The sequence below is a fragment of the Treponema socranskii subsp. socranskii VPI DR56BR1116 = ATCC 35536 genome, assembly GCF_000468115.1.
Classification (GTDB): domain Bacteria; phylum Spirochaetota; class Spirochaetia; order Treponematales; family Treponemataceae; genus Treponema_D; species Treponema_D socranskii.
Window position 1 is genome coordinate 17,741 of record NZ_AVQI01000032.1, and the last position, 12,194, is coordinate 29,934.

The 12,194-nt window shown below is 49.8% G+C and carries 10 protein-coding genes; 4 read left to right on the forward strand and 6 right to left on the reverse strand.

Going from position 1 to position 12,194, the window contains the following annotated elements:
- Window positions 1–105: 105 nt before the first annotated feature.
- The 3 genes from HMPREF0860_RS05125 to HMPREF0860_RS05135 all read left to right on the forward strand — a co-directional run bounded on the left by HMPREF0860_RS05125 (window position 106) and on the right by HMPREF0860_RS05135 (window position 2,911).
- Entirely contained in the window at window positions 106–978 is an 873-nt protein-coding gene (locus HMPREF0860_RS05125; RefSeq protein ID WP_021330235.1) for a carbohydrate ABC transporter permease, read from the forward strand.
- 38 nt (window positions 979–1,016) lie between these two features.
- Entirely contained in the window at window positions 1,017–1,775 is a 759-nt protein-coding gene (locus tag HMPREF0860_RS05130) for a glycerophosphodiester phosphodiesterase (protein WP_021330237.1), read from the forward strand.
- 128 nt (window positions 1,776–1,903) lie between these two features.
- The gene (locus HMPREF0860_RS05135) at window positions 1,904–2,911 is read left to right on the forward strand and encodes a ComEC/Rec2 family competence protein (RefSeq protein WP_156002076.1); all 1,008 of its coding nucleotides are present in this window, start codon (window positions 1,904–1,906) and stop codon (window positions 2,909–2,911) included.
- 120 nt (window positions 2,912–3,031) lie between these two features.
- Here the strand turns inward: HMPREF0860_RS05135 and HMPREF0860_RS05140 are convergent, their stop codons facing one another.
- The 3 genes from HMPREF0860_RS05140 to HMPREF0860_RS13550 form a co-directional block, all read right to left on the reverse strand.
- Window positions 3,032–3,946 carry a ketopantoate reductase family protein gene (locus HMPREF0860_RS05140; protein WP_021330242.1) on the reverse strand — a complete coding sequence of 305 codons (915 nt, stop codon included), beginning with the start codon at window positions 3,944–3,946 and terminating at the stop codon, window positions 3,032–3,034.
- A gap of 177 nt (window positions 3,947–4,123) precedes the next feature.
- Window positions 4,124–5,455, reverse strand: a complete 1,332-nt coding sequence (locus tag HMPREF0860_RS05145) for a DNA recombination protein RmuC (RefSeq protein ID WP_021330256.1) — start codon at window positions 5,453–5,455, stop codon at window positions 4,124–4,126.
- Between the two features lie 314 nt (window positions 5,456–5,769).
- On the reverse strand, window positions 5,770–6,906 hold the full coding sequence (locus tag HMPREF0860_RS13550) for a Gx transporter family protein (RefSeq protein ID WP_021330239.1): 1,137 nt from the start codon (window positions 6,904–6,906) through the stop codon (window positions 5,770–5,772).
- A 145-nt stretch (window positions 6,907–7,051) separates the two neighbouring features.
- Here HMPREF0860_RS13550 and HMPREF0860_RS05155 point away from each other — a divergent pair, with 145 nt between their 5' ends.
- Window positions 7,052–9,079: a S1 family peptidase gene (locus HMPREF0860_RS05155; RefSeq protein WP_021330260.1), complete on the forward strand. Its 2,028-nt coding sequence runs from the start codon at window positions 7,052–7,054 to the stop codon at window positions 9,077–9,079.
- A gap of 207 nt (window positions 9,080–9,286) precedes the next feature.
- Here HMPREF0860_RS05155 and HMPREF0860_RS05160 read toward each other — a convergent pair whose 3' ends face one another.
- Genes HMPREF0860_RS05160 through HMPREF0860_RS05170 form a run of 3 tightly spaced genes read right to left on the reverse strand, consistent with a single transcriptional unit; the run spans window position 9,287 to window position 11,913 of the window.
- The gene (locus HMPREF0860_RS05160; RefSeq protein ID WP_021330243.1) at window positions 9,287–9,601 is read right to left on the reverse strand and encodes a hypothetical protein; all 315 of its coding nucleotides are present in this window, start codon (window positions 9,599–9,601) and stop codon (window positions 9,287–9,289) included.
- Window positions 9,598–11,694: a heavy metal translocating P-type ATPase gene (locus HMPREF0860_RS05165; protein WP_021330245.1), complete on the reverse strand. Its 2,097-nt coding sequence runs from the start codon at window positions 11,692–11,694 to the stop codon at window positions 9,598–9,600. Before HMPREF0860_RS05165 ends, HMPREF0860_RS05160 begins: the two co-directional genes overlap by 4 nt.
- 9 nt (window positions 11,695–11,703) lie before the next feature.
- A complete protein-coding gene (locus HMPREF0860_RS05170) occupies window positions 11,704–11,913 on the reverse strand; it encodes a hypothetical protein (RefSeq protein WP_051169943.1) in 210 nt (69 codons plus the stop codon).
- Window positions 11,914–12,194 lie beyond the last annotated feature (281 nt).

Below are 12,194 nucleotides of genomic sequence, written 5' to 3' on the forward strand. Positions count from 1 at the left end.
TTTTATTTATTTTCGAAATTCGCCATTCATTGATGTATGGAACGGTTGGAAAATTTCGAGTTTTAGAAAACTCGAAATTTAGGCTATGTAAGCCAAGGAGCAATTATGGATAATCGGTTCCGCACTACGGCGTTAAAGAGTGACGACTTTCATCGCTCTTACGGCTCGCTGCTGCAGCTGCTGCTTGCGATTGTCATAACCGTCATCGCGTTTTATCCGATCTATTGGATGCTTATTTCGTCGGTAAAAAGTCAAGATGAGATACTGCAGCTGCGCCCGACCTTTTGGCCGCGCGAATTTCACTTTGAAAATTATACGGCGGTTTTACGCAAAGGCAATTTTCCGAAATATTATTTCAATACTATCGTCATGACTTTCGGTATTTTGGCAAGTCAAATCGTAACGGGCATCTTTGCGGCGTACGGTTTTTCGAAAGGTCATTTCCCATATCGCGATAAGATATTTTTGCTTGTTCTCGGTGCGCTCATGATTCCGGTACAGGTCACGTTTATTCCGCTGTATATCATGTTCGCCCGTTTTAATTTGACCGATACTTTTACCGGCTTGATTCTACCGTCGGCCGTGAGTCCGTACTATATCTTTATGCTGCGGCAGACGTTTATGTCGATCGACGACAGCTATATCGATGCCGCGAAAATAGACGGACTCGGAAAAGTCGGTATCATTACGCGGGTGTTGACGCCGATGTGCCGTTCGACGCTGTTTACGGTAACGCTTGTAACTTTTACGACGGGATGGAACAGTTATTTTTGGCCGAAGATCATCGCGAAAGAGGAAAGCCATCGCGTACTTACCGTCGGTCTTGCAAAACTCCGCGACACTTTTGCGGGGCAGGGCACGATGAACAATCACGAGATCATGGCCGGAGCGGTACTCGCGATTATCCCGGTTGTGATTTTATTTTTCATATTTCAAAAATATATGCTCTCCGGTTACAGTAAAGCTGCGATGAAATAAATAAAAACAGTTGATTATTAATTATAGTAGGAGACATTATGAACGTTGTTGCACATCGCGGATACAGCGGAGTTTATCCTGAAAATACGATGCTTGCATTCCGCAAAGCCGTTGAAGCGGGCTCGGACGAAATCGAACTCGACGTACAGCTTACAAAAGACGGAACGCTTGTCGTCATCCATGATGAAAAAGTCGACCGTACGACCGACGGCACAGGCGCCGTCCGCGATTACGCCTTTGCGGAAATTCGAAAACTCGACGCGGCGAAAACGTGGAACGGAAAATATCCGAAAGAATCGATACCGTCGTTCGAAGAATACTGCGAATGGGCGGCGACGGTAAACATAACGACGAATATCGAACTGAAAACGGGGCTTGTGTATTATGAGGACATCGAGCAAAAAACGATCGATATCGTCAATAAATACAAACTCGAAAAAAAAGTGATGTTTTCGTCGTTCAATCACAGCTCGCTTATTACGGCAAAAAAAATCGCGCCTTCGATTCCGGTCGGAGCGCTCGTCGAAGAAGCGGGTTTGGTAAATGCGGGTTTTTACTGCAAAAAATACGGTTTTGAATTCTACCATCCGAGTTATAAAAATTTGAACGATGAAGCGGTGGCGGAATTGAAGCGGCACGGCATCGGCATCAACGTGTGGACGGTCAACTCGATGGCCGAACTTGAAAAAATGTACGCGTGGGATATTTCCGGAATCATCACGAATTATCCGGCGGTGTGCCGCGCATATTGCAACGGAATGTTTAAACGGGACGCTGAAACAGCGCGTCCCGTTTAACTGCAAGTTTGCAGGGCAAACCGTTTTCTTTTGAAAACTCGCGGATATACGTGTGTGCGTTCGCGCACTACTGCGGCATTTTCGAAAATCGATATTTTCTGCAATGCCGCATTAACAAGGATGAAAAAATGAAAATCGGAAAAAAAATTGTTTATATATTTGCGGCCGTTTTTTGCCTGTCGTTTTTTTGCCGTTGTGCATCAACGCAAAAGACGGCGTCACACGCTGCGAAGACACATCGTCAGCCGGCGCTGCAAAAAACATCCGAACGTGCGTCTGCGGCACTGACGAACGGAAAGCTCACGATGTATTTTATCGATTTGGATGTTCCGAAGGACAGCGAAGATAAAAGCGGCGACAGCACGCTCGTCGTTTCACCCGACGGCAAAACGATGCTCATCGACTGCGGGCACCCCGATGCCGGTAAAGACGTCGTCAGGCTGCTGCGTTCGCTCGGCATCGATAAAATCGATATCGTCGTCATTTCGCATCCGCATATCGATCACCTCGGCGCCTTTCCGCTGATCGCGCGTACGTTTCCGATTGCGCACGTGTATCGCTCGCGTTTGGAGTACGATACGCGCTATACGCGCGCATTCGATGCGGCCGTTAAAGCGCACGATATTCCGTCGTCGTATCTCGAAGCGGGAGACTCTTTTTCATTCGGAGACAAAGTACGGGTCGATATATTCGGCCCCGCGCATGAAATCGTTTATCCGAAAAATTATCCGGCAAACGCGACACAGTTTATCAACGATTGTTCGATTTCGATGATGCTCGTCTACGGGCAATCGAAAGCGCTCTTTTGCGGAGACTTGTATCGGAGCGGCGAAACGACCGTACTTGATGCGTATGAAGCACAATTGAAATGCGACGTCGCAAAAGCCAATCATCACGGAAACGCTACGAGCAGCAGACGGCGCTGGATTAAAGCGACGAATCCGGACGTCATCGTCGCTATGAACGATGTACTCGGCAGTATGGATGTCGTAAACGATTACGTAAAATACGGCTCAAAATTTTATCATACGCTGTACAACGGTTCTATTAAAGTGGAAATGGACGATAAGCATACCGTCACGGTGACGCCGGAAAAAGAAAGCTGGATAGAAAAACTCGCCGCGGATAAAAAATAAGCGGAATGCGCTGAAAACCAGAACTTCAGCGACGGGCGATTGTCAGATTGAATATTGAGTTTTGGAAAAATCGAAATTGAACCTATTGATTTCGAAAAGCGTGCCGGTGTTTCGAAGCGGTCAGATGCCGCGCGCGATTTCCGTGCCTTCGACGAGAGCTTCGAGCAGTCTGCACACGGGCGTCGGAATGCCGTGCGCTTTTCCGAGCTTGTTCACCGTACCGCAAAACCACGCGTTTTCGCTTTTTCTGCCGGCTTCAAAATCCTGCAGCATGGAAGTTTTACCGTGCGCATCCAAACCGATGATAAGCGAAAGCGTATCTTCGAATATCGCTTGCGTGAGCGGGACGCCCTCCGCTTGAGCGACGGTGATGACTTCTTTTCCGACGCTCCGCGCAAGATCGCGCATAACGGGGGCTGAAAAAGCACCGTACGGAGCGCGGCACAAAGCGCTCAGCGTATTGAACACGACGTTGAGCAGAAATTTTTTCCACTGCTCGAGGTGAATATTTTTCGGTACTTCGCTTTCGATTTTCGCTTTTGTAAACAATTCTTCGATCGCTTTTACCCGGTCCGTTTTTTTATTGTCCTTTTCGCCGAATACGATACGGCCTTCGACGGGACAGCGGATTTGATTTTTTTCGTGAATCGAACTGATGCCGATGATAAAACCGTAGAGTACGCACTCTTCGCCGTAAACCGCCGCCGCATCGCGTTCGCTTTGAATGCCGTTGCAGAGTGTCATGATCGCCGTGTGAGTTCCGACGGAAGTGCGGATGCTTTCGAGCGCTTCGCCGAGCTGAAGGTTTTTCGTCGCGATGATTATTAAATCCGCAGGCACGGCATCTTCGGGTGTGAGGTAATTGAAATCCTGCTTCACTCCGTTGATGAAGATGCCGTCGCGCTCGCAGCGCGCTTTGCGCTCGGCGTCGACTATGCACTGTACGTTTGCTTTACCCAAAAAAGACGTGAGGCGGGACGCGACGACGGCTCCTACCGCACCCAATCCGACTATCGATACCGAAGCGATTTTCATAATTTGAGTATATCGCTAAACGTGCTTTCGGACAATGCAGTGCTCGGTAAAGTTTTTACGGCAATCGATTTTTTAGTATGTGTGCAAACGAAATTCGCCGGATAAGGTTCGGCGGACACGGGTAAGATTTGGCGGATGTTAGGTAAACGCTGCCGTGCGTTTTGCTTTCCGCCGGAATTATTCCGCGTCGAAAGCGGTATCGATGAGCGGTTGCCCGGCATTCGATTCGGGAAGAGATTCGACCCGTGTCAATTTTTTTTCGATCTGACGGCTGCGCTTTTCCGCGTTTTCGATTTCGTTTGTCGCAGACTGCAGTTTTTCTTTTGTCTTTGCCAAAACCGTGCCGAATTTTCCGAATTCCGTTTTTACCGCACCGAGCAATTCCCACACTTTGCTCGTCTCTTTTTGAATTGCGAGCGTGCGAAAACCCATCTGCAAGCTGTTCAAAAGAGCCGTCAGCGTCGTCGGTCCCGATACCGTAACTTTAAAATCGTTTTGCAGCTGCTGCACAAAACCCGGAATACGGTTCAACTCCGCGTACAAACTTTCATACGGAACGAACAGTATGCCGAAATCGGTCGTATACGGAACTTCGATATATTTTTCTTTAATATCCTTCGCCATGCTTCGTATTTCGGAAGCCAAGGCTTTTTTTTGCGAGTCGATTTCGTCTTTATCCCCCGTTTCATACCCGAGCGTGAGCTTATCCCAAATCACGGCGGGATATTTCGAGTCGAGCGGCAGATAGATATAATCGCGTTCCGTACTTTTCGACGGAATTTTTACGGCGAATTCGACGACCTTTTTCGGATCGGAAGGATTCGGATGCGCGTTTTTTTCGTATTGCTCCGTCGACAAAAAATCCGACAGGACGGCTTCGAGCTGCACTTCGCCCATGCCGCCGGCGGACTTTACATTTGTCAATGCGCGTTTGAGCCCGCCGACGTCGCTTGCAAGATTTTGCATTTCGCCGAGTCCTTTTTGCACGGCTTCGAGCTGCTTGCTCACGATTTCGAACGAACTCGACAATCGTTTTTCAAGCGTCGACTGCAGTTTTTCGTCTACCGTCATGCGCATCTGTTCGAGTTTTTTTTCGTTGTTGTCCTGCATATTTTTAAGGCCGGCCTGTATGGTTTCCTGCTGTTTGAAAAGGTTTGCCTGCGTCGCACTCGACAGGCTGTCGAACTTTTGGGAAAGGAGCGCCATAAATTTTGTTAAATTATTAGTCAGGGATTCGTGTGTGTTTTTCGTCAGCGTATCAAGTTTTCCGTTTATCGATTCTTGAAATTTTACGAGCGTTTCGGTGTTTTCCTTTCGCGATTCTCTGTCGCTTTCGGAATTTTCTTTTCTGCTCCGATCGAATTCGTCTTTCAGATTTTTTTCGTAACTTTCAAGCCGATTAAAAATTGCCGACGAACCGGTTCCGCCGGTTTTAATGATAAGCACGATTAATAAAATGACGGCGAGTAAAAGCAATCCCGTAATCGCTATAAAAAACTGCAATTCCATAATCGAAAACTCCCATAAAAACTTTTACAGGATGTTTCAACATCCGAAAAAGTTTTTAGTCGTGCGCGTGAGCGCACACGTTAAAATAATCGAGTTTGCAAAATTGGGTGTATCGTATTCATATAGTTTCATCGAATCAAATATGTATACACGTTTTTTGCAAACATCCACGCAAACTCGAGGTAAAAAGCGACGGCGATATTTCAGACGGCGCTTTTTATCGTACCTCCTTCGCCGCCCTTCGCTCTGCAATCCGGCGAAGCGGCTCTGTCGGTGCGTCTATTGTTTTTCAGTATATCGGTATGCTTGAGCGCTCACTCTTCCCATAATTCGTTGAGGCGCGAATCGAGCGCGGCGATAACGCGGCCGCGCGAAAAATGCAGACGCTTTGCCGTAAGCGCGTCGAAAGTCGTAAACATCTGTCCGAGAAATACGCCCGCTTTGCCCGGCAAATGCAAGTGCGGCGATATGGCAAATTGCGAAAGAAATACCATACCCGTGAGGATGCCGCTTTTATGTAAGCCCACGAGGAGCGAGTCGAGCGTGATGCGGAATTTGCCGAGCGAAAGGAGCACTTTGCCCGAGGGCGCAAGGAGCGCAAAAAACGTAATGCCGATAGTCATAAAGACGGACGGCAGCACTTTGATGCGGCCGCGCTTTTTTATTGCGGCCATTGTGAAAAAGGCTGCGGCGAAAATCCACACGATGCACACGCGCGCGATGCCGGATACGCTTTTCGGAACGACCAGCCCGTGCAGTAAAAAGATCGGGAACAAAATCATTGCGGCGATAAACTGAACGCGCGAAGTTTTTGCGTCGGCATCGAGCGGGCTGCCGGAAGAGGGGGCAGCGGAAAAGACCGGAGCGCTTTCGGCGCGAGGACTTTGGAGCGAGGGGGAGACTTCCCCCCCTGCCGTATTCGAATCAAGCTGTTCGGCGAGGAGCCGCTTGTACCACGACGATTTCGCGCAAAAAATATTGACAAAAACGCCAAGCACGAGTCCGGTCACGAGTCCGGTAAAAAAAAGGAGCGGAGCGATAAAGCGCGTTTCGGCACCGAAAATCATCAAGCGGGCGACGGCAACCTGTGCCGCATTGTTCGCAAGCGCACCTGCCAGACTCAAGCCGATATTCGACATGAGCTTCTTTTTGTGAAAGAGCGCGTAGAGCAGGAGCATCGCAAAGCCGGAAGCGAACGAACCCGCTGCGGAAAAGACGAACACGTATGAAAAAAGCGTGCCGGAAATGAGCGCCTGACCGAGCACTTTGAGCACGATGAGAAAGGCGACGTCGCGTTTGGACATCATCGCGAGCGAAATGAGGATCGGAAGGTTTGCCAGTCCGAGCCGCATAAACGGCAGCGGTTTCGGAATCGCGTATTCGACTGCGGAAAGAAAAAGACAGAGCGCCGCAAAAAACGGAACGCGCGAAGATTGGGCTGTACGAGTCATAGTGTAAGTATAGCGCATCGTGCGGAAAGCAACAACGGCGAAGGTGCGACGAAGACGGAATACTGCGGAGGATGTTTTGTGCGGGGTCGGTAAAACGAAATTCGTGCTCTGGAAATGTTCATAAAAGCGTGTTACAATTGGTTTTATGAAAAACATAAAAAACACACGAAAACTGTATTTTGCCCTTGTCGTTTGGGCGTGCGCGTTTGTTTCGGTTTACGCGCAAACTATTTTGGAAAGCGCCGTTTTGGAAAAAGTGCAGGCGGCGGTATTTGAAGTTGTCGTTGAAAAACCGGCGGAGGGAAAGCTCACATACGAAAAAAAACTTCCGCTCGAACGCATCCCGTTTGCGATTCGCAACGACGCGTATTTGCCGATCGGTACGGCGTTTTTGATGAGCGACGGAAAATTTTATTCGGCGGCACACGTATTTTCGTTGTACAAAGAAACGCTGTACACGAATTATTTTTTGCGCGGCAAAGACGGTAAAACGTGGAAGATCGCGTCGGTTACGAAATTTGCGACCGACCGCGATTTTATTTGTTTTGACGCGGAAAATTTTACTGCGGATAAAAACAAGGGGCTCTCCGTCGCACCCGATGCGTCGCTGAACTCGACCGTGTTTTCCGTCGGTAACGCGCTCGGTGAAGGCATCGTCATCAGAAACGGCGTGCTCACGAGCCGTACGCCCGAACAGGAAAACGGCGCGTGGCAGTGGCTCCGTTTTTCGGCCGCAGCAAGCCCGGGAAATTCCGGAGGCCCGCTTATTACGGAAAAAGGCGACGTGCTCGGCATCATCGCGATGAAAAGCCAAAACGAAAATTTAAATTACGCACTGCCGTTCGCGGAAACGAAAAACGTCCCCGACAACACGGGCGTCGTGCACATTCCGTTTTACTATCGGCTGCCGACGATTTTGACGGAACGCTTTTATCATATTTTCGACGAAAAACTTTCGCTGCCGCAAAACCTCGGATCGCTGCGAGCGGAGATTACGTCGCGTTACAGAAAAAATACCGACGCCCTCGTACACGATTTGGGCGAACGCTTTGCGCCCGATGCGGACGAAGGCTTTGCCCGTGCTGCCGGGGCGGCTGAAATGCTTTCGAATTCGTATATGATCGGTTTTCCGTACACGATATATCTGTCGGATGCCGGCAAGTGGGATTACATGAGGCCGAAAGAGATTTCGACGCATCAGCTCGGCGACAACGGTTTTGTCAATTTCGGATCCATGCTCGGATACACGTTCGCATATATCGTCAAGCCTGAATCGGTCGCGCTGAAAAACCTCATTGCTTCTCCGAAAACCTACGTCGATTACATCCTGTCCGCGAGCAAAATCACGCGGAACGTCGCCGGTGAAAATATCGCGATCACGTCTCTCGGCGATCCGTGCAAATCCGACAAGCATATCGACCGTTTCGGACGTACGTGGCTTATCAACTATTGGGAGCTTCCCTTCGTCGATTATATGGCGATCGCGTATGCGCTTCCGATGCCGGACGGCGTATACGTTATGCTCAAATTCGATTCGTACGGCGATGTCTTAAACGGGCACCGGCAGGATATGGCTTTTATCGCCGACTACGCGTATCCGTCGTATTCGGCGGAATTGAAAAATTGGAAAGAATACCTTTCGCTTTCCGAAGCCGAAGCGGGAAAACGGGATCCGATTATCGCTTCTCTTTCTCTCGATTATTCAAAAAAACGCATCGCTCTCAAAACCGGCGCATATTCCGTCGATCTGCCGTCTTCGGTTTTAACGCCGGCGGATGACACGACGCTCGGTCTTTCGATCGGCTATGCGTTTAAAGACGGTAAAGTCGTGCAGGAAGAAAGAGCGCTGAGCTTGTCTACGAATAAGCGAGCGGAAAATTATCGCTTCCTGTTTATTTCCAAGCAGCCCAAGCCGGACAAAAGCGCGCTGAAAACTACGACGGAAAGCTGGGAGCAAAAACGCGACTGCATTCCGCCGTACGACGGAAAACCCTACGACAGCGAGCAATACACTTTCGTCGATAAAATCCTCTACCCGAACGGCGTTACTTACAAAACTCGAAGCAGTGCGGACTGCATCTATATACTCGGCGGAGAATTGGGCGGTCAGGGAAAAAAGAGCGAAGCGCTGCGCTTTATCGCCGCTGCGGAAAAGGGCGTTCGAGTTCGGTAAAACGTTTTAAAAAGGTGCCGATCGATCCGAATGCGACGGGTCGGCACCGCTTTATCGACAAGCTTGCCGCAGACTCACAGCGAAGCTTCAAGCCTGTGTATTGAAGTGCCCGCACGAATCAACAACCCCGACACAGCCTCGCAGCGAAGCTTCAAGCGGCGTCGGGGTATTAAACCCTCCGCACGAATGAAATTCTACGATCGGCATTTACGCTTTCCACGAATCGATAATCGATTGAATCTGCGCTATATCGGAAAGGATGTCGCCGCGTTTTTTTTCGGAATAACCGGCGAGTTTTTGACGGAGCTTTTTTAAAGCGGGAACTAGCGTTTGCAAGCGTTCGAGCGGCACGCCGTCAGGATCGTATGTGATAAGCACGCTGCCCGTTTTTTCGTTGTATTTCGGATCGGCTGCGGGACAAATCGAGTGTAATACGGCGAGGGCGGCCGACCGTATCGCTTCGTCGCGGAGAGCGGGATCGCGCAAACGCAGTCTGCCCGGAAAATAATTGATCTGCATCATTCTTTTTTTAATAACGGCTGCATCGCCCGTACTGCAAATGCGATCGTCGAAGAATTGTGCAGGACGGCGGCAAGCGACGGCGAAATAAAACCGAACAAACCGGCGGCTATCAACGCGGAATTAATAATTATTATATTTTTATTGTTGCCGTCGATTTTTTTCATCAAACGCTGACCCATAACCCGCGTTTTCAGCAGCGCCGCAAGTCCGTCGCCCGACGGCAGCACGATGTCCGCCGTCTCTCCGGTGATTTCCGCGCAGTCGCCCATGGCAACTCCGGTATTCGCAGCTGCGAGCGCAGGTGCATCGTTTATACCGTCGCCGATCATTATGACGGTATGCCCTTCCCGTTTTTGTTTTTCGATGTATGCGACTTTGTCTTCCGGCAGCGCGTGCGCGATATAGTGATCGATGCCCGTAAGAGATGCCGCAGTCTTCGCTGCACCCGCATCGTCACCCGTTATCATCGTGCAGTTGACGATGCCCGTACCGTGCAGGCGGCGGACGATCTCTTTCGCATCGGTTCTCACGGGATCGGTGATCGCAAAAGCGGCGAGCAGCTGTTTTTCTTCTGCAAGATACAAAAGCGATTCGCCTCGATCGAGCGCATCCTTTACGATTGAATCCAGATTTTCCGGAGGCAGTATCTTTTCGTCGTCAAAGATAAAATGCCTGCTGCCGATCGAAAGACGTTTGCCGTTCAGCGTCGTTACAATGCCGTGCGCAACGATATATTCGACTTTTGCGTGGCGCTCGGGATGCTTGAGTCCTTTGTCTACGGCAGCCTGTACGATCGCGTGTGCGACGGGATGGCTAAAATGCTCTTCCAAACACGCAGCCGTTGCGAGCATTTCATCCTCGCTCTCTTTGCCGAATACGATGATGCGTGAAAGCTTCGGTTCGGCTGCCGTAAGAGTGCCGGTTTTGTCGAACACGACGGTGTCGGCGCGGGATGCGTCTTCGAGAAATTTTCCGCCTTTGACGAGAATACCGTGTTCGGCCGCTTCTTTCATCGCGCTTAAAACCGCAAGCGGAGCTGCGAGCTTCATCGCACACGAATAATCGACCATAAGCGTCGACAGCATCTTTGCCATATTTCCGGTAAAAATAAACGTCAAAAGCGAAAGCAAAAAATTATATTTGACAAGCTGATCGGCAAGGTGCTCCGAACGTACTTGCGACGAAACTTTCAATTGCTGCGACGAATCGATCATTGCGAGGATATTCTGCACTTTCGTCTGACTGCCCGTCGCGCGTACGAGCACGAACAGTTCCCCTTCCTGCACGATCGTTCCGGCAAATACGCTGTGTCCTTTCCGCTTTTCGACGGCGAGCGGCTCTCCGGTGATCGACGCTTGATTGACAAGCGCTTCGCCTTTGACGACTTCACCGTCCGCCGGAATGAGCGAACCCGTGCGCACTGCGACGATATCGCCTTTTTTCAGCGTGTAGAGCGGAACTTTACGCTCGGTTTCTCCTTCAACGAGCTGCACTTGATCGTTTTCGGAAAAAAGCGTCGACGCCAAATCTTCATAAGATTTCTTTTTCGTATATTCTTCGATCGTTTCGCCGATGTCGAGCAAAAAATTGATATTCGACGCGGTCGACATATCGCCCGTCGCTGCGGCTGCCGTAATGGCCGTTGCGTCGAGCACATCGGCACAAAACAGCCGCCCGGAAAAAATCCGTTTGCCGCCTTTTAAAACCCGCCGTGCAATCGAAGCCGTCTGGAAAAGCAATCTGAGCGGCGGCGGCAAAAGCCGTTTTGCATAATGCCATACTGCCATCGAAATGAGCGCTTCGAAGAGGCTTGTCTGCTTCGGCGGGAGCGCAACGGAGGCAAGCATATCGCCGTCGTTGAGATATTTATCGGAAAGAGCTCTAAACAACGCTTTGATGCTTTGTTCGGATTGTTTTGTTCGGTCGTAATAGATAAGGAATGACCCCGTGATGTGATTGACCGACACTTGATGCATTCCGTCTTGAACCGAGAGTAAATTCCGCGCCAGCACAGCCTGACGCATATTCACTTCGGATATATTATATCGTATTCGGATGCGCCCCGGAAGAGAATGCTTTACATAAAAATTCATAAAGTATGATTATGCTTTTGCAGCCGTTTCTTTTTTGTGCTTTGCTTCGGCATCCGCGTCTTCCGCGTCTTCTTTTACCGATTCAAAAAAAGCCGAAGCGTCGTCTTTGAGCTGCAAGCCGGCGACCATCAGTTTGGAACAGCCTTTGCGGAAAACATCCGTTTTGATAAGCGCCGCCGCCGCCGCACCGACAACCGCACCCAGTAAAAATTTTTTCATCCCGTCTGACATCATATTCTCCTGCCGAAACCCGCCGGCTTTCATTTACATCGGTTTTGAAATATATGTATATGATAGCGTTAGAAATGGGAAAATGCAAGAGCTCGCAAATCCGAGCAGTGCGGAGGATTTGCGAGCGTCTCCTATGAAAGAAAAACGTGTTGAGCGTTTTTCGCCTCTCGACTTATTATTGATCAAATCCGAGCAGTGCGGGACTTGCAACGAGCGCGGAGCGCGAAGTTCCCCGCGCAGGATTTGCGAGCGTCTCCTATCACACAGCA

Coding starts and splice junctions, on each gene's coding strand:
- HMPREF0860_RS05130 (WP_021330237.1), top strand. CDS start 1,017: ATGAACGTTGTTGCACATCGCGGATACAGCGGAGTTTATCCTGAAAAT.
- HMPREF0860_RS05140 (WP_021330242.1), bottom strand. CDS start 3,946: ATGAAAATCGCTTCGGTATCGATAGTCGGATTGGGTGCGGTAGGAGCC.
- HMPREF0860_RS05155 (WP_021330260.1), top strand. CDS start 7,052: ATGAAAAACATAAAAAACACACGAAAACTGTATTTTGCCCTTGTCGTT.
- HMPREF0860_RS05145 (WP_021330256.1), bottom strand. CDS start 5,455: ATGGAATTGCAGTTTTTTATAGCGATTACGGGATTGCTTTTACTCGCC.
- HMPREF0860_RS05135 (WP_156002076.1), top strand. CDS start 1,904: ATGAAAATCGGAAAAAAAATTGTTTATATATTTGCGGCCGTTTTTTGC.
- HMPREF0860_RS05165 (WP_021330245.1), bottom strand. CDS start 11,694: ATGAATTTTTATGTAAAGCATTCTCTTCCGGGGCGCATCCGAATACGA.
- HMPREF0860_RS05160 (WP_021330243.1), bottom strand. CDS start 9,601: ATGATGCAGATCAATTATTTTCCGGGCAGACTGCGTTTGCGCGATCCC.
- HMPREF0860_RS13550 (WP_021330239.1), bottom strand. CDS start 6,906: ATGACTCGTACAGCCCAATCTTCGCGCGTTCCGTTTTTTGCGGCGCTC.
- HMPREF0860_RS05170 (WP_051169943.1), bottom strand. CDS start 11,913: ATGAAAAAATTTTTACTGGGTGCGGTTGTCGGTGCGGCGGCGGCGGCG.
- HMPREF0860_RS05125 (WP_021330235.1), top strand. CDS start 106: ATGGATAATCGGTTCCGCACTACGGCGTTAAAGAGTGACGACTTTCAT.